At 68.4% G+C, this 21,590-nt stretch carries 17 protein-coding genes and 1 pseudogene; 11 read left to right on the plus strand and 7 right to left on the minus strand.

All coding sequences use genetic code 11. From position 1 onward, the window contains the following. The first annotated feature begins 29 nt into the window (after positions 1-29). Positions 30-962: a fumarylacetoacetate hydrolase family protein gene (locus tag HZI36_RS02235; protein ID WP_179400962.1), complete on the plus strand. Its 933-nt coding sequence runs from the start codon at positions 30-32 to the stop codon at positions 960-962. Between the two features lie 69 nt (positions 963-1,031). Here HZI36_RS02235 and HZI36_RS02240 read toward each other — a convergent pair whose 3' ends face one another. Continuing rightward, positions 1,032-1,886 (minus strand): helix-turn-helix transcriptional regulator, encoded by an 855-nt coding sequence (locus HZI36_RS02240; RefSeq protein ID WP_179400963.1) that lies wholly within the window; start codon positions 1,884-1,886, stop codon positions 1,032-1,034. A gap of 229 nt (positions 1,887-2,115) precedes the next feature. On the opposite strand from HZI36_RS02240, the gene HZI36_RS02245 reads away from it, so the two are divergent. Continuing rightward, complete coding sequence (locus HZI36_RS02245) at positions 2,116-2,907, plus strand: alpha/beta fold hydrolase (RefSeq protein WP_179400964.1); 792 nt, start codon at positions 2,116-2,118, stop codon at positions 2,905-2,907. On the opposite strand, the gene HZI36_RS02250 is transcribed toward HZI36_RS02245, so the two are convergent. Then, entirely contained in the window at positions 2,864-4,744 is a 1,881-nt protein-coding gene (locus tag HZI36_RS02250) for a sensor histidine kinase (protein ID WP_179400965.1), read from the minus strand. The genes HZI36_RS02245 and HZI36_RS02250 overlap by 44 nt on opposite strands. Positions 4,745-4,773: 29 nt before the next feature. Then, the gene (locus HZI36_RS02255) at positions 4,774-5,454 is read right to left on the minus strand and encodes a response regulator (RefSeq protein WP_179400966.1); all 681 of its coding nucleotides are present in this window, start codon (positions 5,452-5,454) and stop codon (positions 4,774-4,776) included. A gap of 581 nt (positions 5,455-6,035) precedes the next feature. Between HZI36_RS02255 and HZI36_RS02260 the strand changes: the two genes are divergently transcribed. Further along, positions 6,036-6,290 (plus strand): hypothetical protein, encoded by a 255-nt coding sequence (locus HZI36_RS02260; protein WP_179400967.1) that lies wholly within the window; start codon positions 6,036-6,038, stop codon positions 6,288-6,290. 22 nt (positions 6,291-6,312) lie between these two features. Here HZI36_RS02260 and HZI36_RS02265 read toward each other — a convergent pair whose 3' ends face one another. From HZI36_RS02265 to HZI36_RS02280, 4 genes are read right to left on the minus strand one after another with little or no spacing between them, the layout of a single operon-like run. Continuing rightward, positions 6,313-6,666 (minus strand): DUF3579 domain-containing protein, encoded by a 354-nt coding sequence (locus tag HZI36_RS02265; protein WP_179400968.1) that lies wholly within the window; start codon positions 6,664-6,666, stop codon positions 6,313-6,315. Between the two features lie 11 nt (positions 6,667-6,677). After that, positions 6,678-8,051: a sigma-54-dependent transcriptional regulator gene (locus HZI36_RS02270; protein WP_179400969.1), complete on the minus strand. Its 1,374-nt coding sequence runs from the start codon at positions 8,049-8,051 to the stop codon at positions 6,678-6,680. Further along, on the minus strand, positions 8,041-10,038 hold the full coding sequence (locus HZI36_RS02275; protein ID WP_179401063.1) for an ATP-binding protein: 1,998 nt from the start codon (positions 10,036-10,038) through the stop codon (positions 8,041-8,043). The genes HZI36_RS02270 and HZI36_RS02275 overlap by 11 nt, the downstream gene beginning before the upstream one ends. Next, entirely contained in the window at positions 10,035-11,363 is a 1,329-nt protein-coding gene (locus HZI36_RS02280; RefSeq protein WP_218883571.1) for a 2-hydroxycarboxylate transporter family protein, read from the minus strand. Before HZI36_RS02280 ends, HZI36_RS02275 begins: the two co-directional genes overlap by 4 nt. Positions 11,364-11,755: 392 nt before the next feature. Between HZI36_RS02280 and HZI36_RS02285 the strand changes: the two genes are divergently transcribed. The 8 genes and pseudogenes from HZI36_RS02285 (at position 11,756) to HZI36_RS02320 (ending at position 21,508) form a co-directional block, all read left to right on the plus strand. Then, on the plus strand, positions 11,756-12,697 hold the full coding sequence (locus HZI36_RS02285) for a MurR/RpiR family transcriptional regulator (protein ID WP_179400971.1): 942 nt from the start codon (positions 11,756-11,758) through the stop codon (positions 12,695-12,697). Then, a pseudogene (locus HZI36_RS02290) lies at positions 12,694-13,692 on the plus strand (isoaspartyl peptidase/L-asparaginase family protein); the annotation flags it as partial. The gene HZI36_RS02285 and the pseudogene HZI36_RS02290, both read left to right, overlap by 4 nt. Before the next feature lie 110 nt (positions 13,693-13,802). Further along, the gene (locus HZI36_RS02295) at positions 13,803-15,830 is read left to right on the plus strand and encodes a dipeptide ABC transporter ATP-binding protein (RefSeq protein WP_246326931.1); all 2,028 of its coding nucleotides are present in this window, start codon (positions 13,803-13,805) and stop codon (positions 15,828-15,830) included. A 127-nt stretch (positions 15,831-15,957) separates the two neighbouring features. Then, positions 15,958-17,520 (plus strand): glutathione ABC transporter substrate-binding protein GsiB, encoded by a 1,563-nt coding sequence (gsiB, locus tag HZI36_RS02300; RefSeq protein ID WP_179400973.1) that lies wholly within the window; start codon positions 15,958-15,960, stop codon positions 17,518-17,520. Positions 17,521-17,636: 116 nt separating this feature from the next. Beyond that, the gene (gene gsiC / locus HZI36_RS02305) at positions 17,637-18,557 is read left to right on the plus strand and encodes a glutathione ABC transporter permease GsiC (RefSeq protein WP_179400974.1); all 921 of its coding nucleotides are present in this window, start codon (positions 17,637-17,639) and stop codon (positions 18,555-18,557) included. Between the two features lie 79 nt (positions 18,558-18,636). Further along, positions 18,637-19,536: a glutathione ABC transporter permease GsiD gene (gsiD, locus tag HZI36_RS02310; protein ID WP_179400975.1), complete on the plus strand. Its 900-nt coding sequence runs from the start codon at positions 18,637-18,639 to the stop codon at positions 19,534-19,536. Then, complete coding sequence (locus HZI36_RS02315; protein WP_179400976.1) at positions 19,536-20,684, plus strand: P1 family peptidase; 1,149 nt, start codon at positions 19,536-19,538, stop codon at positions 20,682-20,684. Before gsiD ends, HZI36_RS02315 begins: the two co-directional genes overlap by 1 nt. Next, positions 20,681-21,508 carry a M55 family metallopeptidase gene (locus HZI36_RS02320; protein WP_179400977.1) on the plus strand — a complete coding sequence of 276 codons (828 nt, stop codon included), beginning with the start codon at positions 20,681-20,683 and terminating at the stop codon, positions 21,506-21,508. Before HZI36_RS02315 ends, HZI36_RS02320 begins: the two co-directional genes overlap by 4 nt. The last annotated feature ends 82 nt before the right edge of the window (positions 21,509-21,590 follow it).

Below are 21,590 nucleotides of genomic sequence, written 5' to 3' on the forward strand. Positions count from 1 at the left end.
CCCAATCAACCGAAGGAATCACCTGAATCATGAAAATCATCGCTTACTCGGACGCGGGCAAGATCGCGCTTGGCGTCGTCACCAGCGACCTGCATTTCCTCGCCGTCGCGGACGTCGCGCCGGATCTGCCCGCGCGCCTGATCGAGATCCTCGAGATGGACGGCGGCCTCGACCGGCTGCGCGCCGCGGTCGCGGGCAAGGTGGGCGACCGCCTGCTCGCGGACGTGACGCTGAAGCCGTTCCTCGACCGCCCGAACGCGATGTGGGCGCTCGCGCTGAACTTCAAGAGCCACATCGCCGAGACCGGCCTGCACACGAACCCCGACTATCCGCATCTGTTCATGCGCACGCCGGCGTCGTACGTCGGCGCGCTCGAGCCGATCGTCGCGCCGCCGGAAGCGGTCGCGCGCGCGTTCGACTACGAAGGGGAGCTCGGCGTGATCGTCGGCAAGTCGGGGCGCTACATCCCCGTCGAGCGCGCGATGGAGTACGTCGCCGGCTACACGTGCCTGAACGAAGGCTCGGTGCGCGAGTATCAGATGCACAACCGGCAGTTCGGACTCGGCAAGAACTTCGAGGCGTCGGGGTCGTACGGGCCGTGGCTGATGACGCCGGACGAGTTCGGCGACCCCGGCAAGCACTGGGTGCTCACGCGGATCAACGGCGTCGTGCGGCAGCGCGCGCCGCTCGACGACATGCTGATCGATGTTGCACGCACGATCAGCTATCTGAGCCAGGGCTACCACCTGCGGCCCGGCGACCTGATCGCGATGGGCACGCCGGGCGCGCTGCCGCCGCAGCCGGACGACGCCGAGGGCCGCGACCTGTCGCGCCAGTACGGCCCGTTCCCGACGCCCGGCCTCGTGCACATGCGGCCCGGCGACTGGGTCGAGGTCGAGATCGACGGGCTTGGCGTGCTGCGCAATCCGGTGATCGCGGATCCGGCGCACCTGCTCGGCTGATCGGCGCCGGGCACTTCGGGCGCGTCTGGCGCGTCGGTCCTGTCAGTTCCGTCGGTTCTGTCAGCCCCGTCAGTCGCGCCGCTCGGGGTCGAGCATCACCGAATGCCGGCGGAACTCGCTCGGCGGCACGCCCATGTGCTGCGCGAAAAAGCGCGTGAAGTGGCTGTGCTCCTCGAAGCCGAGTTCGTACGCGATATCGGCGAGCGGCCGGTCGCTCGCCGCGAGCAGGCGGATCGCATGCGACATCCGCACCCAGTCGATGTAATGCTGCGGCGAGATGCCCATGCACTGTCGGAACTGCTCGAAGAAGCGCGAGCGCGACAGCCCGACCTCGGCGGCGACCTCGGCGACCGTCGGGTTCGCGGTCGGCGCGCGCTTGATGAAGTCGAGCGCCTTGCGGATCCGGAAGTCGACCTGGCGTGTCGTCAGCGCGATGCGCGTCGTCAGCGCGGGATCGGCGAAATCGCGGCCGAGCGCGACGATCAGATCCTCGAGGATCGGCAGGCAGCCGGCGTCCTGCGCGACGAGATGGTTCGTGATCGCGGCCGACAGGCGGTCGACGTGGTGCCGCACTTCGGGCGTGACGACGACGAGCCGGTGCGCAAAGATGTCGGCCGGGCTGCCGTCGGCGAGCCCGAGCCGCGTGCGCAGCCACGGTGGTTCGATCACGAGCGACAGGATCAGCGACGGCGTGTCGTCGTTCGCGCCTTTCGCATGCTCGATCCAAGGGTTCAGGCAGATCGCGCGGTCGTCGGTCAGCATCAGCTCCTCGGCGCCGACGCGGAACCGGCAGTCGCTGCCGCCGAGCTTGAACAGGAACTGGTATTGCGAGTGCGCGTGGGCGACGAGCGGCCTGCTGATGAAGTTCACCGTGGCCCGGCCGAATTCCCCCTGCAGAATCCAGACGGGCTTGTCTGCTTCCATTGCTGTCGCCATGTCGACCGGTCTCCGACGTCGCTGTGATCCACGCGAAACGCGTACTTCATCAAACGCGCGGCGGCGCGTCAATTGGGGAAAAACGCACGACAAATCCGGACGATCGGGTAAGCCGCCGCTGCATTCGATCATCGCGGCCGCCGCCCGCTCCAGTAGAGTAAGGCAACCGGGCGCGCATCGCGCGGCCCTGACGATCGAGAACGACGAGAGGCGATAGATGACAGCATGGTTTGAACGCGAAGGTATCCGCTTCGCATACGAAGAGTCCGGCCCGACACATGCGCCGGTGATCGTTTTCAGTCACGGGTTTCTGATGGACGGCGCGATGTTCCGGCCGAACGTCGACAAGCTGAACGACGTATTCCGCTGCATCGTATGGGATCAGCGCGGCTTTGGCGCGACCGGGCCGACCGATCGTGCGTTCAGCTACTGGGATTCCGCGCGCGATCTGATCGCGCTGCTCGATCATGCCGAGATCGCGTCCGCGTCGCTCGTCGGCATGTCGCAGGGCGGGTTCGTGTCGATGCGCGCCGCGCTGCTCGAGCCGGACCGGTTCCGTGCACTCTCGCTGATCGCGACGCGCAGCGATCTCGACGACGCGTCGGTCACGGCGTCGTTCGAGCAGCTGAAGGCGGAGTGGGCGCGCAACGGCGCGACCCACGTCGCCGCGAATCTCGCCGCGTTCCTGCTCGGGCCGGACTATCCGGCATCCGCATGGACCGACAAGTGGCTGGCGATGTCGCGCGAGCACTTCGCGCAGCCGGTCGACGCATTGACGTCGCGCGACGACATCACCGCCAGGCTCGGCGAAATCACGCATGCGTCGCTCGTGTTCCATGGCACCGCCGACGCGGCGATCAGCCCGCGATGCGGCGCCGAACTCGCCGAGCGGCTGCCGAACTGCAAGGGGCTCGTCCACGTGGAAGGGGCGGGGCACACGCCGAACCTCACGCATCCGGACGGCGTCAATCCGGCGCTGCGGGATTTTCTGATGCGGTATGCGCGCTGACATAACGCGTCCGTGGAATCGTGAGCGTCACGACCGTCTCGCCCGGCGCCGAGCGAACCTCGAGCGTCGCGCCGAGCCGGCTGGCGCGCGCGCGCATGCTCGTCATGCCGATGCCGGCGTGCGATGCGTCGCCGCTCTCGACGAAACCGATGCCGTTGTCGCGCACGACCAGCACGAGGCCGTCGTCCGCGCGAATCTCCACGTCGACGCGGCTCGCGCCGCTGTGCTTGAACACGTTGGTCAGCGCCTCCTGCAGGATGCGTATCAGGTCCAGGATGCGCGACGACGGCAGCATGCATTGCTCGAGCCCGGACAGCCGCCACGTGCAAGCCGCGTCCTGCGTCTCGAACAGCCGCGTGAAGCGATGGCGCAGCGACGCGATCTGATCCGCGAGCGTCATGTTGCCGTGCTGCTCGCTCGTCGTCGAATCGATGATCAGGCGCAGGTCGTCGCGCAGTTCCTTCAGAATCGACAGGAATCGATGCGGCGGAATTGCATGCGGCGTCCGCTCGAGCGCGATGATGCTGCCGACGAGCGTCGGGCCGAGCCCGTCGTGAAGATTGTGCGCGAAGCTCAGGCGTTCGCCGAGCCGCGCGTGCGCGACCTCGAGCTGATGCTGGCGCTGCAGCGTCTCGGTGAGTTCGCGGCGTGTCGTTTCGACGGTGCGAGTCAGATCGTCATTGAACGCCTCGATCCGCCGCAGGTTTATCAGGTGCCGGCGGCCGAGCACGAGCGCCATGCAGATCGTCAGGATCTGGATCGTCAGGCCTCCATAATAGACGTTGTCGCGGAAAATCCCGAGAAGCGTCAGCAGATCGTGACCGCCCGCCAGCACGAAGATGGCGACGCAGGCGGCGAGAATCCGGTGCTCGGTGTTGCCGTTGCGGTACGCGTAAACGAGAAACGTCAGCGAGGTCGCGAAGTAGTGCAGTGCCTGTCCGACGACGAGCGCATCGCGCACGTTTTCGACGCGCGCATGCGGTGTCGCGAGCAGCACGCCGCTCGCCAGCACGACGGCGCCCCACAGCGCACGTTCGTAGCGCGGCCACCGCCGGCCGCAGAGACGCAGGATGAAGATCGTGTAGAGCGCGCTGTAAGCGAGCAACGCAATCGTGTTCGCGATTTCCCAGCCGTCGGTGCTCGATAGCGGCCAGGTGCTGGTTGCCGTCTGGTTGATCTGCACCGCGCTCCACGCGAGCAGCATCGCCCCGAACCAGCCGTAAAGCGTTTCCCGGCGGCGCATCAGCCACATCGCCAGGAAAAAGCAGCTGAGCGTCACGGAGATCGCGAGACTGAACCAGTGCGATGCGAGCCGCATCCGTTCCGCGCGCTCGTAGCGCGCCTGTATCTCCATGGGCGATCCGAGCGTGACGGGGCCGAGGCCGCCCTGATACTCGGCCATGCCCGACACGCGAAACAGCAGCGTGTTCTCGCCGTCGTGCAGCAGCGCGGCCGGCAGCAGCAGATAGCGCGGCGTGTTCCACTCGCGGGACAGCGGCTCGGCGAGGTCGGCATCGCGCCGCATCAGCGTGCCGTTCAGATAGATCGCGCCCGCCATGTTCAGGTAGTCGAGCATCATCGCGACGGGCCGGCCGTCGCTCGGCCGTCGCCAGGTCAGCCGGTACCAGACGACGCCGTCGAACGCCGGCCAGCGCGCGGACCAGATATCGGGCAGCGCAACCGGGCCCCAGCCGCTCGCCGGCGGCAGGTCGTCGCGCAGGTCCGGCGGCGCCCAGCCGGCCGGCGTCTGTGCGCGCGCGGCTTCGACCCTGACGATCGCGGGCATGCTGTCGGCGCCTGCTGCGTGCGCGACCGTCCACGGCGCGAAGAGGAGCATGAAGAGCAGCGCGCAGATCAGCGCGCAGATCAGAACAGCAAGCCCTGCGAGCGCGCTTCGTAGACGGCCTGCGTGCGCGAATTCACGGCAAGCTTCTTGTAAATGTTCTTGATGTGGCATCCGACGGTCAGTCTGGAAAGAGAGAGCACTTCCGCGATTTCGCGGTTCGTCAAACCTTTGGATACGAGCGTCAGGATTTCGATTTCCCGCCGGCTCAGCGGCGGGGGAGCGGTCTTGGGCGGCGCGGCCGGCGGCGACGGCTTCACGTCGATCAGCGCGAGAATGCGCCGCGCGATGAACGGGTCGATCGGCGCGCCGCCGCGCAGTGCGCTGCGAATCGACAGCGAGATCTCGAGTTCGTCGCGTTCCTTGAGCACGTAGCCGGTCGCGCCGGCCTGCAGCGCCGTCATGATCGCCTGCTCGGTGCTCCACGTCGACACGACCAGGATCGGCAGCGCCGGATCGTGCTCGTGCAGCAGGCGGATCAGGTCGATGCCGCTGCCGTCCGGCAGGCCGATGTCGATCAGCGCGATCGCGAACGCCTGGTCGGCGAACAGCGCCCGCGCTGATGCGAAGCGATCGGTGAACACGAGGGCGTCTTCGGCATAGCCGAGAGACACCAGAACGTCGCGCAGCCGCGTCTGGGCAAGCGGCTCGTCTTCGACGACGAGCACGGGGCTGGGCAGCAACGAATCGTGGTGGTCGGACATCGTGGCGTGTGGTGCGCTGAAAGTGCGCTGAAATATTGCGGCGGAGGCTCGGGGTGTGGCCCGGCTGCTGCCCTGCCGGCCGGTATTCGCGTGCTCATACCGGTTCTTTCCGGAAGAATACAGGCAAAACCTCGGGCCGCGAAAGTAGGCAGCAACCGGGAGAGCCGCCGGGGGCCGCCGCTCGGCGAGCCGCCGGGAGAGCCGCCGGGAGAGCCGCGATAGGGGAATTACCTCATTCGCGGTATTCCCGACGCCGGACCCGGCGCGTAGATTGGCTCGCGAATGGTGAACGACCGTCGAGGGTGACGTAAAGACGATCGGGCCGGTTCGTCGTCGATACCGAATTTATTTCGGAAAACAAATTAATCACTCGATGCCGGCGCCTGAAGTGCGCTGAGATCGAGCCATGCCACGGTGTCCGTCGCGGAGCCGGTGGCGCGAGTCTTGCGTGCATTCCTGGTAATCCGTGCTGGCGGGCGCTCAGTTCGTGACCGTACAGGAAAAAAGCGCCGCGCTTTGCCGCAAGGCAAGGATCGCCAGCCGCAGCGCCGCCGACGCGGCGAGACAGGAGGGGCGAGGCCATGAACGATCGCAGCCATTTCGCGCCATGCCGGGGGCGCCTGCACCGGTTCGCCCGAGCGGCGATCGCCGTCGGCATCGCGTGCGTCGTGCTGGTCGTCGTTTTCTGGCCGCGTGGAAGTTCGGACGGCACACTGGCCGTCGATCTGGCCGGCGAGCGTTGCGAACTCACCAACATGTTCGTCGGCGACCAACTGATTCGCACCTACTCGGCCTGCCGTCCACTCGCAACTCGCGACGCCGGCGCGCCGAGATGAGCGGCACGGCGAACCGCGCGCGTCAGGCCTGCGCCCGCGCCAGCGATGGCGAAACGGAGAACAGCGGGGCGGTCTGCTCGTCGACCGGCAGTTCGTTGTCCGCGGCGAAGCGCATCACGAACTCGAACGCGTCCGGGCAGATCGACCGCAGCTCGTCCGACACGAACAGGCATTTGATCCCGCCGGACACGATCGGCATCGCGAGCCGCGTCGACGCGATGTGAAGCCCCGGCCGCCGTTCGCCGACGAACAGCGTGATGACGCCCATCAGCCGCTCGCCCCAGTCTCCGGGGCGGAATACCTTCTGGCGGTGCGTGATTCCTTTGATCAGATAGCCGGAAATCTGGCCTTGCGTCGTGAGATTGATGCGATCCATGTGTGCGCTGGTTATGCGTCCCCGTCTTCGCGTTGCGAATCCCGGGCCGCGATCTTCAATTGGCGGAGCTTGTGATAGAGCGTCTTCTTCGGCATCCCGAGGTCGACGCTTGCGTCGGCGACGTTGCCGTGATGGCGGCGCAGCATGTCCTCGATCAGCATCCGCTCGAAATACGCGAGCTGCTCCGCGAGCGTGCCGCCTTTCGCGGCACCCGCGCCCGCGCTCGTGCCGGCCGACAACAGGCTGTCGCCGGTCAGCCCGAGCACGAAGCGGTCCGCGACGTTCTGCAACTCGCGCACGTTGCCGGGCCATGGGTGCGTCATCAGCTCGGACACCTGCGCGGCGGACACGACCGGCGCCGTCGTGCCGAAGCGGCGCGCGGCCGCGAGCACGAAGTGCTCGAACAGCAGCGGCACGTCCTCGCGCCGCTCGCGCAGCGGCGGCAGCTCGATCTGCGCGACGTTCAGCCGATACAGCAGGTCCGCGCGGAAGCGCCCGTCGGCCGACAGCTCGGCCAGGTCGGCCTTCGACGCGGCGACGATCCGGCAGTCGACCGGAATCAGCTCGTTCGCGCCGAGCCGCTCGACCACGCGCTCCTGCAGCACGCGCAGCATCTTGATCTGCAGCGGAATCGGCATCGTCTCGATCTCGTCGAGAAACAGCGTGCCGCCGTTCGCCCACTCGACCTTGCCGACGCGTTTCTTGATCGCGCCGGTGAACGCGCCCGCCTCGTGGCCGAACAGCTCGCTCTCGAACACCTGTTCCGGCAGGCCGCCGCAGTTGAGCGCGACGAAATGCGCGTCGCGCCGCCCGCCGAAATCGTGCAGGCTGCGCGCGATCAGCTCCTTGCCGGTGCCGGTTTCGCCGGTGATCAGCACCGACACGGACGTATCCGCGAGCCGCAGGATCTTCTTGCGGACGTCCGCGATCGCCGGCGACTTGCCGAGCACCAGCGCCTCGATGCCCTGCCAGTTGCGCAGCGACGCCCGCAGCCCCTCGACCTCGAGCGTCAGGCGGCGCTTCTCGACCGCGCGGGCCACGCGGCCCGCGATCACGTCGGACGAGAACGGCTTCTCGATAAAATCGTATGCGCCGACGCGCATCGCGCCGACCGCCGTCGAAATGTCCGCGTGCCCGCTGATCAGCACGACCGGGATCTGCGCGTCGATCGCCATCACGCGATCGAGCAGCTGCAAGCCATCGATGCCGGGCATCCGCACGTCCGACACGATCACGATCGGCGCGCCCGGCGCGACGTCGGCGAGCGCGTCGGACGCCGACGCGTACGCGCTCACCGCGAACCCGGCCAGCGCGACGGCCTGTTCGACGCCGATCCGGACGTTTTCGTCGTCCTCGACGACCAGCACCCGAATCTCATCTTCCATGCTCTGTCCTTTGCGGCTCGGCCGCCGCGAATTCGATAGTGAAGCGGGCGCCGCCGTCGTCGAGGTTGGTCGCGGAGATCTTCGCGCCGAACCCTTCGACGATCCGCGACGTGATCGCGAGCCCGAGCCCGAGGCCTTGTCCGCGCGGCTTCGTCGTGACGAACGGCTCGAACAGGTGCGCGAGCATGTCCGGCGCGATGCCCGACCCGCTGTCGTCGATCGTGAAGCGCACGCGGCCGTGCGAATCGGGCTCGCTCGCATCGCTCGCATTGATCGTGATCACGCGCGTGCTCGCGTCGCGAACCGCGTCGAGCGCGTTGCCGAGCAGATTGACGATGACCTGTTGCAACTGGCTCGATTCCGCATAGACGGTCGTGCCGGGCGGAATCCGCACGTCGAGCCGCACCGCCTCGTCGCGGATCCGCGATTCGTAGATGAGCCGCGCGTGCGACACCGCTTCGGCGAGCGACACCGCGACCCGCTCGATGTCCGGCTTGCGCGCGAACGTCTTCAGCTCGCCGGTGAGCACCGCCATGCTGTCGACGAGGCGGCCGATGCGCTCGAGATTCGCGAGCGCCTGCGCGGGCTGATTGCGCTCGAAGAACGTGCGCGCATTGTCGCAAAGGGTGCGGATCGCGACGAGCGGCTGGTTCAGCTCGTGCGTGAGGCCGGCCGCCATCTGGCCGAGCACCGCGAGCTTGCCCGCGTGCACGACTTCCTGCTGCGTCGCGCGCAGCCGTTGCTCAGTGCGCTCGCGCTCGGCGATCTCCCGCTGCATCCGCTCGTTCGCGGACGTCAGCGCGGCGGTGCGCTGCGCGACGGTCGTCTCGAGCTGGTCGTTCGCGCGACGCAGCGCATCCTGCGCGTTGAGCTTCTCCGCGATCGTCCGGCGGCGCTGAACCGCGTACAGCGCATAGAGCGCGGCGATCAGGAACGCGCCCGTCACGAACAGGAACGCGACGCGCTGCTGTCGCCGCGCGCCGGCGGTGTCGAGCAGCACCATGATCGTGTCGCCGCCCTGCGGCGCCGGGCGCGACATCACCAGATAGCGGGCGGTGCGGCCCGCGCGGCGCAGGTCCGGGAACACGCCGAGCCACGCGACGGCGTTCCAGTCGCCGACCCGCCGATGCGCGAGCGCCTCGACCGTGCGGCCCGCGTATTGGCGCGACGCCTGGATGTCGTGCTGCTGCTGCGCGGTCATCGCGCGCAGCGCGGTGAATTTCCATTCCGGCTCGGTCGAGATCACGATCACGCCGTTGCCGTCGACGACCATCGCCGCCTCCCCCGGCATTCGCCACGCGGATTCGAGCGCATCGACGCTGACCTTGACGGCCGCCGCGCCGATTGCCTTGCCGCCGTCGCGCACGACGCTCGCGAAGTACAGCCCGGGGATGCCGGTGTTGGTGCCGATCCCGAAGAAGCGGCCGCTGCCGTGCGCGAGCGCGTCCTGGAAGTAAGGGCGGTACGACACGTTGGTGCCGACGAAGCTGACCGGCTGGTTCCAGTTGCTCGCGGCGATCACCGAGCCGCGCGCGTCGATCACGTCGACGGCGCCGCTGCCGGCATCGCGGTTCACGGCTTCGAGATAGGTGTCGACCGTGTGGGTCAGGTCGGGCGCGTCGTGTGGCGACGCGTTCGCGTCATGTGGCGACGCGTTCGCGTCATGTGGCGACGCCTGCGCGTCATGCGGCGACGCCTGCGCATCATGTGGCGACGCCTCCGCGTCGTGCTCCGACGCCTTCAGCAACGCGCGCACGCTGTCCTGGCGCGCGACGAGCGCGGGCATCATCTCGAAGCGCCCGAGCTCGCTTTTCAGGCTGGCGGAGTAGAGGTCGAGCCGGTGCGCGCCGACGCCGGCGAGCGCGTCGATCGCGCGGTCCCATGCGAACTCGACCGCGGCGGCGGTCACGCCGACATACAGCGCGGCCGCCGCCGCCCATCCCCACCACGCGATTCCCTTGTAGCGCTTCTGCACGTTCCCCCTTATCCGCCGAAATGCGCGAGCAGGATCAGCGTCACGGTGACGACGATCGCGCCGCCGATACGCGTGGCGATCTGCGCGAACGGCATCAGCTGCATCCGGTTCGCGGCGGTCAGGATCGCGACGTCGCCGGTGCCGCCCTGGCCGCTGTGGCACGCGTTCACGATTGCGGTGTCGATAGGGTACATCTTCATCAGGCGCCCGACCACGAAGCCCGTGCCCATCAGCGTGACGACGGTCGCGACGATCGTCACGACGTTGACGAGCGTGAACGCGGCGGTCAGCTTGTCCCACGGCGTCATCGCGACGCCGATCGCGAACAGCAGCGGATACGTGACCGCGGTCGAGAAGAACTTGTAGACGACGAACGCGCCTTCCTGCAGCGGCGGCGACACCGCGCGCGCGAGCTTCACCAGCACCGCGAGGAACAGCATCGCGACCGGCGCGGGCAGCCCGAACAGCTTGTTCGCCATCAGCCCGACCAGGTACAGCGTGATCGCGGTGATACCGGCCGCCGCGATGTGGCTGACGTCGACGTGGCCGCGAATCTCCTCGTTCGACGACGCCATTTCCTCGCTCTCGCCGACTTGCAGGCGGCCGTTGCCGGTCAAATGCGGGAAGCGCTTGCCGAGCATGTCGAGCGCGCCGGACAGGATGATCGCGGTCAGGCTGCCGAGCATCACCGGCGGCAGCACCTGCGCGAACAGCCCGCCTTGCGCGACGTGCATGATCTCCGAGTAGCCGACCGACAGCGGGATCGCGCCTTCGCCGACGCCGCCGGCCATGATCGGCACGACGATGTAGAGCAGCGTGTGCTTCACGCCGAGCCCGAGCGCGGCGCCGACCGCGGTGCCGACGATCGTCGCGGCGATCGTGCCGGCCGCGAGCGGGATGAAGATCTTCAGGAAGCCCTGGATCAGCACGCGCCGGTCCATGCTCAGAATGCTGCCGACGATGATCGACGCGATGAACAGGTACAGGAAGTTCGTCGACTTCGTGAACTCGACCGTGAGGCTCTGCACCGGCTTCGGCAGCACGTGGTAGTAGACGAGCGCCGACGGCACGAACGTCGCGAAGATCGCCGCCGCGCCGATATTGCGCAGAATCGGCAGGCGCTTGCCGAGTTCGGCGCACGTGAAGCCGCAGAACGCGAGCACCGCGATCGCCATCGAGATTTCGCCGGGCACTTTGCCGGTGATCGCGAAGCCGGCGATCAGCGCGAGCAGGATGAAGTACACCGGCAGCGGAATGATGCCGATCCGGATTTCCATCAGCTTCCACCAGCCTTCCGGCCAGAAGCGAGTGTTGCTTGCTGAGGGCTGCTCGGGCAGCGATTGGGGTGACGCGGATGCGGGTGCGCTGGTCTGCACGGGGTGTCTCCTTCGTTTTCGGTGCCGCTTGGCGGGCGCCGTCGGTACTTGCTTTGGGAAAGGTTTGTGCAACGGCCTGAAGACCGCCTGGACATCTATAGAGCACGGCCCGTGCCAGCTTCATCGGACGCTTGATAATTTTTATAACACATTGATTTTTATGCATTTGTTTGCGGTGTGCGGTGCTCGGCCAGCAGGTGGCGAGCCGAAAATTCGGAATCGACGCGATCGGCAGGCTGAAATTTCAGCCTGCCGATCGCGCCCCGGGATTTCCCTGATCTGATGAAAATTTATTTTTTCTCGCGTATCCATTGTGTAAATTAAGTTTCATCGCCTCTGTCGATTCCGACCGCATGCTCACACCCCGCCTGCCGAATACATCCGATGCCGAGCCGCCGATCGCCGCGCGCATCGGCGCGGCGATGCCGTCGCTGACGCCGATCCACCGGCGCATGGGCGAATACGTGCTCGCGAATCCGTTCCGCGCGGCGACGATGCGGATCGACGAGCTCGCGAGCGCGGTCGGCGCGTCGGTCGCGACCGCGAACCGCTTCGCGAGGGCGCTCGGCTTCGACGGCTACCCGGCGATGCGCGCGGCGCTCGTGCGCGGCTTCGAGGCGACGCTCGCGCCGGTCGAGCGGCTGCGCTCCGCGCAAGAGCAGGAGCCCGGGGTGCGCGGCGGCGTCTGGGTCGATGCGGTGTTCGATCAGGCGATCGCGAACCTCGAGGCGACGCGTGCGCAGCTCGATCCGTCGAACGTCGACGCGGCGGTCGAGGCGATCGTCGCCGCGCGCCGCGTGTTCGTCCTCGGCGCAGGGTCGAGCGCGTTCCTCGCCGGGCTGATGGAGCACGGGCTGGCGATCTGCCACGACGACGTACAGTCGCTCGCGCTGCTCGGCGGTCCGTCGCATGCGGCGCGGCGCCTGTTTACGGCCGACGCGCGCGATCTCGTGATCGCGATCGCGGTGCCGCGCTACGTCGAGGACACGATCGAGCTCGCGCGCCGCGCGGCCGCGCGCGGCGCGCCGGTGCTCGCGCTGACCGATGGCCCCGAATCGCCGCTCGTGCCGTTCGCGACGCTGAAGCTGTACGTGAAGGCCGAGCGGCGCTTCGCGGCGATGTCGGAGGCGGCGGTGCTCACGTTGATCGAGGCGCTGATCGACGCGGTCGCGCTGCGCACGCAGCGCTCCGCGAAGGCTGCGGCCGACATGACCGAGTTCGTGCTGCCGTGGCTCACGCAGCCGCAGGCGGCGTTGTCTTCTTCTCCTTCTCCCGATTCGACGAAATCATCATGACCGGAACACCGATCGTCGCGATTCATGGCGGCGCAGGCACGATCCTGCGCGACGCGATGAATACCGAAACCGAAGCGCAGTACCGCGCCGAACTGACCGCGATCCTGCGCGCCGCGCAGGCGGTGCTCGCCGAAGGCGGCAGCGCGCTCGACGCGGTCAGCGTCGCGGTGCGGATGCTCGAGGACTGCCCGCTGTTCAATGCGGGGCGGGGCTCGGTATATACGGCGGAAGGCCGGCACGAGCTCGACGCGGCGATCATGGACGGCGCGACGCTCGCGGCCGGCGCGGTCTGCTGCGTGACGCGCGTGCGCAATCCGGTGCTCGCCGCGCGCCGCGTGATGGAGGCGAGCGAGCACGTGATGTTCGCGGGGCAGGGCGCGGACGCGTTCGCGGCCGCGCAGGGGCTCGAACTCGTCGAGCCTGGGTATTTCGCGACCGAATCGCGGCACGAGCAGTGGGTGAAGGCGCGCGGCGTCGCGGGCACGGTGCTCGACCACGACGCCGCGACGCTCGCGTTCGGCGACGGCGCCGCCGAGCGCGCGCCGGAGCCCAAGCCCGAGCCGATCGACCCGGACCGCAAGCTCGGCACCGTCGGCGCGGTTGCGCTCGACTGCCGCGGCCATCTGGCGGCCGCGACGTCGACGGGCGGGATCACGAACAAGCAGCCGGGCCGCGTCGGCGACACGCCGATCATCGGCGCCGGCTGCTATGCGGACGACGCGACGTGCGCCGTATCGTCGACCGGCACCGGCGAGATGTTCATCCGGCTCGCGACCGCGCACGACGTCGCCGCGCAGATCGCCTATCGCGGCGCGTCGCTCGCCGACGCCGCGCACGACGTCGTGATGAACAAGCTGCCGCGCATCGCGGGCCGCGGCGGGATCATCGCGGTCGACGCGCAGGGCAACGTCGCGATGCCGTTCAACACCGAAGGGATGTACCGCGGCTATGCGCGCGTCGGCGAGGCGCCGGTCACCGGGATCTATCGCGGTGACGGTGGCGACGACGACGACCGCGACAACCGCGACGACCGCGACGATCCAGCCGGGCCGCGCGGGACCTGACCCGCGCCGACCCGAGTTCACCCGTATCGAGGAGAGCACGCATGACTTCGAGCCGAACGCCGTCCGACCGGGGCCTGCCCGATTCACTGGCTGATTCGCTGCCCGACTCGCTGCCCGACTCGCTGCCCGATTCGCGCGTGATCGCGGTCGACGATCTGTCCGTCGCCTTTCGCCGCGAAGGCGGCGCGTTCGACGCGGTGCGCGGCGTGTCGTTCCACGTCGATCGCGGCGAGACGCTCGCGATCGTCGGCGAGTCGGGCTCCGGCAAGTCGGTCACGTCGCTCGCGCTGATGCGGCTCGTCGAGCACGGCGGCGGCGCGATCACGAGCGGCCGGATGACGTTCCGGCGGCGCGGTGGCGCGCTCGTCGATCTCGCGCGCGCGTCGTCCGCGACGATGCGCACCGTGCGCGGCGCCGACATCGCGATGATCTTCCAGGAGCCGATGACGTCGCTGAACCCGGTGTTCACCGTCGGCGACCAGATCAGCGAGGCGATCGCGCTGCACCAGTCGAAGAGCGCGTCGGCCGCGCGCGCGGAGACGCTGCGGCTGCTCGATCTCGTGCGAATTCCGGAGGCGCGCCGCGTGTTCGCGCGCCATCCGCATCAACTGTCCGGCGGGATGCGCCAGCGCGTGATGATCGCGATGGCGCTGTCGTGCCGGCCCGCGCTGTTGATCGCCGACGAGCCGACCACCGCGCTCGACGTGACGATCCAGGCGCAGATCCTGCAACTGATTCGCGGGCTGCAGGACGAGATGAACATGGGCGTGATCTTCATCACGCACGACATGGGCGTCGTCGCCGAGGTCGCCGATCGCGTGCTCGTGATGTATCGCGGCGAGAAGGTCGAGGAAGGGCCGTCCGACACGATCTTCGCGGCGCCCACGCATCGCTACACGCGCGCGCTGCTCGCGGCGGTGCCGCGGCTCGGCTCGATGAACGGCACCGATTTGCCGGCGAAGTTTCCGCTGCTGAGGGTCGAAGGAGGGGCCGCGGGCACGGCCCCCACGGCCGCCGAAACGCCCGCCGCCGCCGTCGCGGAGGACGCTCCCGCCGCTCCCGCCGCTCCCGCCGCTCCCGCCGCGGCCGCCGTGCCGATCGAGCCCATCGCGCAGCCGAGCGTCGATCCCGATGCGCGGCCGATCCTGCGCGTGCGCGACCTCATCACGCGCTTCCCGGTGAAAAGCGGCTTCTTCGGCCGCGTGTCGCAATACGTGCACGCGGTCGAGCGAGTGAGCTTCGAGCTGCGCGCGGGCGAGACGCTCGCGCTCGTCGGCGAGTCCGGCTGCGGGAAGTCGACGACCGGCCGCTCGCTGCTGCGGCTCGTCGAATCGCAGAGCGGCTCGATCGAGTTCGACGGCCGCGACATCAGCGCGTTGAAGGGCCACGAGCTGCAGGCGCTGCGCCGGAACATCCAGTTCATCTTCCAGGATCCGTTCGCGTCGCTGAACCCGCGCCTGACGGTCGGCTTCTCGATCATGGAGCCGCTGCTCGTGCACGGCGTCGCGAGCGGCAAGACCGCTCAGGCGCGCGTCGACTGGCTGCTCGACAAGGTCGGCCTGCCCGCCGACGCGGCGAACCGCTATCCGCACGAGTTCTCCGGCGGCCAGCGCCAGCGGATCGCGATCGCGCGCGCACTCGCGCTGAACCCGAAGGTCGTGATCGCGGACGAGTCGGTGTCGGCGCTCGACGTGTCGGTGCAGGCGCAGATCGTGAACCTGATGCTCGACCTGCAGCGCGAGCTCGGCGTCGCGTATCTGTTCATCTCGCACGACATGGCGGTCGTCGAGCGCGTCAGCCATCGCGTCGCGGTGATGTATCTCGGCCAGATCGTCGAGATCGGCCCGCGCCGCGCCGTGTTCGAGGCGCCGCGGCATCCCTATACGAAGAAGCTGATGAGCGCGGTGCCGGTCGCCGATCCGGCGCGCCGCCACGCGCCGCGCCAGCTCGCGGCGGACGAGATCCCGAGCCCGATCCGCGCGCTCGGCGACGAGCCCGTCGTCGCGCCGCTCGTCGCGGTCGGGCCCGATCACTACGTCGCCACGCATCGCGTCGGCGGCGCGTACTGACGCGCGAGGTGCGGCGATGGACCGCAGCTGCGCGAAAGCCAGGAACCGGCGATTCTTTCCCGAGCGGGCGTCGTCGCTGCGCCCGTCTTCTCACGCGGTATCGAATCCTTCACAGGAGCCAAGCACAATGAACAAGCCGCATTCGTTCCCGATGTTCCGTCCGCGCGCGCTGATCGTCGCGGGCGCCAGCGCGTTCGCGCTGTCGGCCGCGCTGCCCGCGTACGCGCAGCAGAACGTGGTGGTGGCCGTGTACTCGACGTTCACGACGATGGATCCGTACGACGCGAACGACACGTTGTCGCAGGCGGTCGTCAAGTCGTTCTACGAGGGGCTGTTCGGCTTCGACAAGGACATGAAGCTCGTCAACGTGCTCGCGACCGGCTATGAAGCGTCGCCCGACGCGAAGGTCTACACGATCCACCTGCGTCACGGCGTGAAGTTCCAGGATGGCACCGACTTCAACGCCGAAGCGGTGAAGGCGAACTTCGATCGCGTGACCGATCCGGCGAGCAAGCTCAAGCGCGCCGGCCTGTTCCGCATCATCGAGAAGACCGAGGTCGTCGATCCGTACACGGTGAAGATCACGCTGCGCGAGCCGTTCTCGGCGTTCATCAACACGCTCGCGCATCCGTCCGCGGTGATGATCTCGCCCGCCGCGCTGAAGAAGTGGGGGCATGACATTTCGCTGCATCCGGTCGGCACCGGGCCGTTCGAGTTCGTCGAGTGGAAGCAGACCGACGACATGAAGGTGAAGAAGTTCGCCGGCTACTGGAAGAAGGGTTATCCGAAGGTCGATTCGATCGACTGGAAGCCCGTCGTCGACAACAACACGCGCGCCGCGCTGATCAAGACCGGCGAGGCGGATTTCGCGTTCACGATTCCGTTCGAGCAGGCGGCGGACCTGAAGGGCAATCCGAAGGTCGATCTGATCGAGGCGCCGTCGATCATCGAGCGCTATATCTCGCTGAACACGCAGCAGAAGCCGTTCGACAATCCGAAGGTGCGCCAGGCGCTCAACTACGCGATCAACAAGGAGGCGCTCGCGAAGGTCGTGTTCGCGGGCTATGCGACGCCGGCGACGGGCGTCGCGCCGGTCGGCATCGACTTCGCGGCGAAGCTCGGGCCCTGGCCGTATGACCCGGCGAAGGCGCGCGCGTTGCTGAAGGAGGCCGGCTATCCGAACGGCTTCGATTCGACGCTGTGGTCCGCGTACAACCACACGACCGCGCAGAAGCTGATCCAGTTCGTTCAGCAGCAGCTCGCGCAGGTCGGCGTGAAGGTGCAGGTGCAGGCGCTGGAGGCGGGCGAGCGCGTCGCGAAGGTCGAGAGCGCGCCGGATCCGGCGACCGCGCCGGTGCGGATGTACTACAGCGGCTGGTCGGCGTCGACCGGCGAGGCGAACTGGGCGCTGTCGCCGCTCGTCTCGTCGGCGTCGTTTCCGCCGAAGCTGTACAACACCGCGTACTACAAGAACAGCCAGGTCGACGACGATCTGGCGAAGGCCCTCCAGACGACCGACCGCGCGAAGAAGACCGCCCTCTACGCGGACGCGCAGAAGCAGGTCTGGAGCGACGCGCCGTGGATCTTTCTCGAACAGGAGAAGATCGTCTACGCGCGCAGCAAGCGTCTGCACGGGATGTACGTGATGCCGGATGGCAATTTCAATTTCGACGATATCTCGGTGAAGTAAGCGCGGTCATAAGCACGTTTGCGGGCGCGCTTGTAAGTGCGTTCGTCAGCGTGCTTCTCGCGCGCTCCAGCGCCGACGGGAAGCTTCCGCCGGCGCGCCGTCCCGGTGGGTGCCCTATGCTGAATTTCATCGTCAAACGCCTGTTCGGTCTGCTGCCGACGCTCGCGATCGTCGCGGTGCTCGTGTTCCTGTTCGTGCACCTGCTGCCGGGCGATCCGGCGCGGCTCGCGGCGGGCCCCGAGGCCGACGACGCGACCGTCGCGCTCGTGCGCGCGGACCTCGGCCTCGACAAGCCGCTGCCGACGCAGTTCACGAACTTCTTTCTGCGGATGACGCACGGCGACTTCGGCAAGTCGACGCGCAGCAAGCGGCCGGTCACGACCGAAATCGGCGAGCGTTTCATGCCGACGCTGTGGCTGACGCTCGACAGCATGGTCTGGTCGACGCTGTTCGGGATGGGGATCGGGATCGCGTCGGCGGTGTGGCGCAACCGCTGGCCGGACCGGATCGGGATGACGCTCGCGGTGTCCGGCATCTCGTTTCCCGCGTTCGCGCTCGGGATGCTGCTGATGGAGATCTTCTCGGTGAAGCTCGGCTGGCTGCCGGTCGTGCCGGACGGCACGTGGAAGAGCTACGTGCTGCCGTCGCTGACGCTCGGCGCGGCGGTGGCCGCGGTGATGGCGCGCTTCACGCGCGCGTCGTTCGTCGAGGTGCTGAACGAGGATTTCGTGCGCACCGCGCGCGCGAAGGGCGTGCACGAGCCGATGGTCGTGCTCAAGCACTGCCTGCGCAACGCGATGATCCCCGTCGTGACGATGATGGGGCTGCAGTTCGGCTTCCTGCTCGGCGGCTCGATCGTCGTCGAGGCGGTGTTCAACTGGCCGGGGCTCGGGCGCCTGCTCGTCGATTCGGTGACGATGCGCGACTACCCGGTGATCCAGGCGATCGTGCTGCTGTTCTCGCTCGAGTTCGTGCTGATCAACCTGATCGTCGACGTGCTGTACGCGGTGATCAACCCGACCATCCGTTTCAAGTGAAATTTCCAGTGACGTTTTCCGCGCAGTTTTCAGTGCAGTTTTCAGCGCAGTTTTCAGTGAACGTGACAAAGAGGCCCGCATGAACGCGACCGTTCCTTCCGCGCCCGCCGCTCCGCCCGCATCGGCGCCGATCCGCACGCCGTGGCGCGAATTCTGGCGCAAGTTCCGCAAGCAGCACGTCGCGCTCGTCGCGGCCGCGTTCGTGGTCGTGCTCGTCGTGCTCGCGTTCGTCGGCCCGCACATCGTGCCGTACGACCCGGAGAACTATTTCGACTACGACGCGCTGAACGCGCCGCCGTCGGCCGCGCACTGGTTCGGCGTCGACGCGCTCGGCCGCGACATCTTCAGCCGGATCGTCGCCGGCACGCGGATCTCGCTCGCGGCCGGCTTCTTCTCGGTCGCGCTCGGCGCGCTGATCGGCACGTTCTTCGGGCTGCTCGCCGGCTACTACGAAGGCTGGTGGGACCGGATCACGATGCGCATCGCCGACGTGCTGTTCGCGTTCCCCGGGATCCTGCTCGCGATCGGCGTCGTCGCGATCCTCGGCAACGGGATGATCAACGTGATCTGCGCGGTCGCGATCTTCAGCATTCCGGCGTTCGCGCGGCTCGTGCGCGGCAACACGCTGTCGCTGAAGCACATGACCTATGTCGAGGCCGCGCGCAGCATCGGCGCGTCCGACTGGACGATCCTCACGCGGCACATTCTGCCGGGCACGGTGTCGTCGATCGTCGTGTACTTCACGATGCGGATCGGCACGTCGATCATCACCGCCGCGAGCCTGTCGTTCCTGGGCCTCGGCGCGCAGCCGCCGACGCCCGAGTGGGGCGCGATGCTGAACGAGGCGCGCGCGGACATGGTGACCGCGCCGCATATCGCGATCTTCCCGAGCCTCGCGATCTTCCTGACCGTGCTCGCGTTCAACCTGCTCGGCGACGGGCTGCGCGACGCGCTCGACCCGAAGCTGGAGCGGCGCTGATGACGGGCGCGACGTTCGACGCGGCGCTGCGCTGCGGCGCGCTGCCGGCCGGGCCGCGCGGCACGATCGCCGACGTGCCCGGCGTGACGGTCGGGCACTGCACGCTCGACGACGGGCCGGTGCAGACCGGCGTGACGGTCGTGAAGCCGCATCCGGGCGACGTGTATCGCAGCAAGGTGCCGGCCGGCGCGGCGGTGATCAACGGTTTCGGCAAGAGCGTCGGGCTCGTGCAGGTCGACGAGCTCGGCGTGCTCGACACGCCGATCGCGCTGACGAACACGTTCGCGGTCGGCGCGATCGGCGAGGCGCAGATTCGCGCGGCGATCGCCGCGAATCCGTCGATCGGCCGCGACTGGCCGACCGTGAATCCGCTCGTGTTCGAGTGCAACGACGGCTATCTGAACGACCTCCACGCGTTCGCGGCGACCGCCGATCATTACGCGGCCGCGCTGCGCGACGCGTCGCGCGACGTCGTGCGCGGCGCGGTCGGCGCCGGGCGCGGGATGTCGTGCTTCGACCTGAAGGGCGGGATCGGCTCGGCGTCGCGCGTCGCGGTCGCGGCGGGGCGGCCATATACGGTCGGCACGCTCGTGCTCGCGAACTTCGGACGGCTGCCGATGCTGACGCTCGGCGGCGTGCCGGTCGGGCGGATGGTCGCCGGACGCGACGCTGCTTCGGCCGCGGCGGCTGCCTTGGCTGCTTCGACTGCTTCGACTGCTTCGACTGCTTCGACTGCCTCGGCGGTGGTTGCGCCGCCGCCCGAGCAGGGCTCGATCATCATGCTGCTGGCGACCGACGCGCCGCTCGACGCGCGCCAGCTTGCCCGGCTCGCACGCCGCGCGGCGGCGGGGCTCGCGCGCACCGGGTCGGTGTATGGCCACGGCAGCGGTGACATCGCGCTCGCGTTCTCGACCGCGTACACGATTGCACACGACGCGCGCACCGTCGCGTTGTCCGCGCTGCTCGCGGACGCGACGCTCGATCCGCTGTTCCAGGCGGCGGCCGACGGCGTCGAGCAGGCGATCGTCGACGCGTTGATGTCCGCCGTCACGGTCGCGGGCCGCGACGGCCACGTGCGCCGCGCGCTGCGCGACGCGATCCCCGATCTCGACCGCGTTCTCGCGGAAGGCTCTCCCTCTCGCCCATGAAAATCCTCATCTCGACCGACATCGAAGGCGTCGCCGGCGTGTTTGCCGCCGAGCAGGTGCGCGCCGGCAATCCCGAGTACGAGCGCGCGCGGCGCTGGATGACCGCCGAGGCGAACGCGGCGATCGAAGGCGCGTTCGCGGGCGGCGCGCAGGCGGTCTGGGTCAACGATTCGCACGGCGGCTTCCGGAACCTGCTGCCCGACGCGCTCGACGCGCGCGCGCGCGTGATTCTCGGCAAGCCGCGCGTGCTCGGGATGATGGCGGGGCTCGAAGCGCGGCCCGATCTGGTGTTCATGATCGGCTACCACGCGAAGTCGCAGACGCGCGGCGTGCTCGCCCACACGATCAACAGCAGCGCGTTCACGCAGGTCTGGCTGAACGGCGTCGAAGTCGGCGAGGCGGGGCTCTACGGCGCGCTCGCGCGCGAGCATGGCGCGCACGTCGCGCTCGCGTCCGGCGACGACGTGTTCGCGCAGGAGACGCGGCCGCTTTTCCCGGACGCGCATTTCGAGACGGTGAAGACGGCCGGCGGCGCATCGACCGGCGACACGCTGACGCCGGCGGCCGCGTGCGCGCGGATCCTGGCGGCCGCGCGCGAGACGGTCGAGCGCGCGTGGGCGGCTGGTATGCGTGCGGAGTCGCACCGGCCGGCGCCCGCGACCTGCACGCTGCGCGTGCAGACGGCCGCGTTCGCGGACCTGTTCGCGGTGCTGCCGACGCTCGAGCGCGTCGATGCGGTCACGCTGCGTTTCGGCGGGGAGTCGGTCGAGTACGTGGTGCGCACGCTGAACAGCCTGTCGGCGATGTCGTTCATGCTGCGGTGACGGGCGTCGTATGCGACGGCACAAAAAAAATGCGCGCTGCCGAATCGCTTGGCTAGCGCGCTGAAAGGCACTCGGTTCGGCG

Source organism: Burkholderia guangdongensis, from assembly GCF_013403875.1.
GTDB classification, from domain to species: Bacteria; Pseudomonadota; Gammaproteobacteria; order Burkholderiales; family Burkholderiaceae; genus Burkholderia; species Burkholderia guangdongensis.

Coding starts and splice junctions, on each gene's coding strand:
- HZI36_RS02260 (WP_179400967.1), top strand. CDS start 6,036: ATGAACGATCGCAGCCATTTCGCGCCATGCCGGGGGCGCCTGCACCGG.
- HZI36_RS02255 (WP_179400966.1), bottom strand. CDS start 5,454: ATGTCCGACCACCACGATTCGTTGCTGCCCAGCCCCGTGCTCGTCGTC.
- HZI36_RS02295 (WP_246326931.1), top strand. CDS start 13,803: ATGACTTCGAGCCGAACGCCGTCCGACCGGGGCCTGCCCGATTCACTG.
- HZI36_RS02240 (WP_179400963.1), bottom strand. CDS start 1,886: ATGGAAGCAGACAAGCCCGTCTGGATTCTGCAGGGGGAATTCGGCCGG.
- HZI36_RS02250 (WP_179400965.1), bottom strand. CDS start 4,744: ATGCTCCTCTTCGCGCCGTGGACGGTCGCGCACGCAGCAGGCGCCGAC.
- gsiB (WP_179400973.1), top strand. CDS start 15,958: ATGAACAAGCCGCATTCGTTCCCGATGTTCCGTCCGCGCGCGCTGATC.
- HZI36_RS02245 (WP_179400964.1), top strand. CDS start 2,116: ATGACAGCATGGTTTGAACGCGAAGGTATCCGCTTCGCATACGAAGAG.
- HZI36_RS02285 (WP_179400971.1), top strand. CDS start 11,756: ATGCTCACACCCCGCCTGCCGAATACATCCGATGCCGAGCCGCCGATC.
- gsiD (WP_179400975.1), top strand. CDS start 18,637: ATGAACGCGACCGTTCCTTCCGCGCCCGCCGCTCCGCCCGCATCGGCG.
- gsiC (WP_179400974.1), top strand. CDS start 17,637: ATGCTGAATTTCATCGTCAAACGCCTGTTCGGTCTGCTGCCGACGCTC.
- HZI36_RS02320 (WP_179400977.1), top strand. CDS start 20,681: ATGAAAATCCTCATCTCGACCGACATCGAAGGCGTCGCCGGCGTGTTT.
- HZI36_RS02270 (WP_179400969.1), bottom strand. CDS start 8,051: ATGGAAGATGAGATTCGGGTGCTGGTCGTCGAGGACGACGAAAACGTC.
- HZI36_RS02235 (WP_179400962.1), top strand. CDS start 30: ATGAAAATCATCGCTTACTCGGACGCGGGCAAGATCGCGCTTGGCGTC.
- HZI36_RS02265 (WP_179400968.1), bottom strand. CDS start 6,666: ATGGATCGCATCAATCTCACGACGCAAGGCCAGATTTCCGGCTATCTG.
- HZI36_RS02315 (WP_179400976.1), top strand. CDS start 19,536: ATGACGGGCGCGACGTTCGACGCGGCGCTGCGCTGCGGCGCGCTGCCG.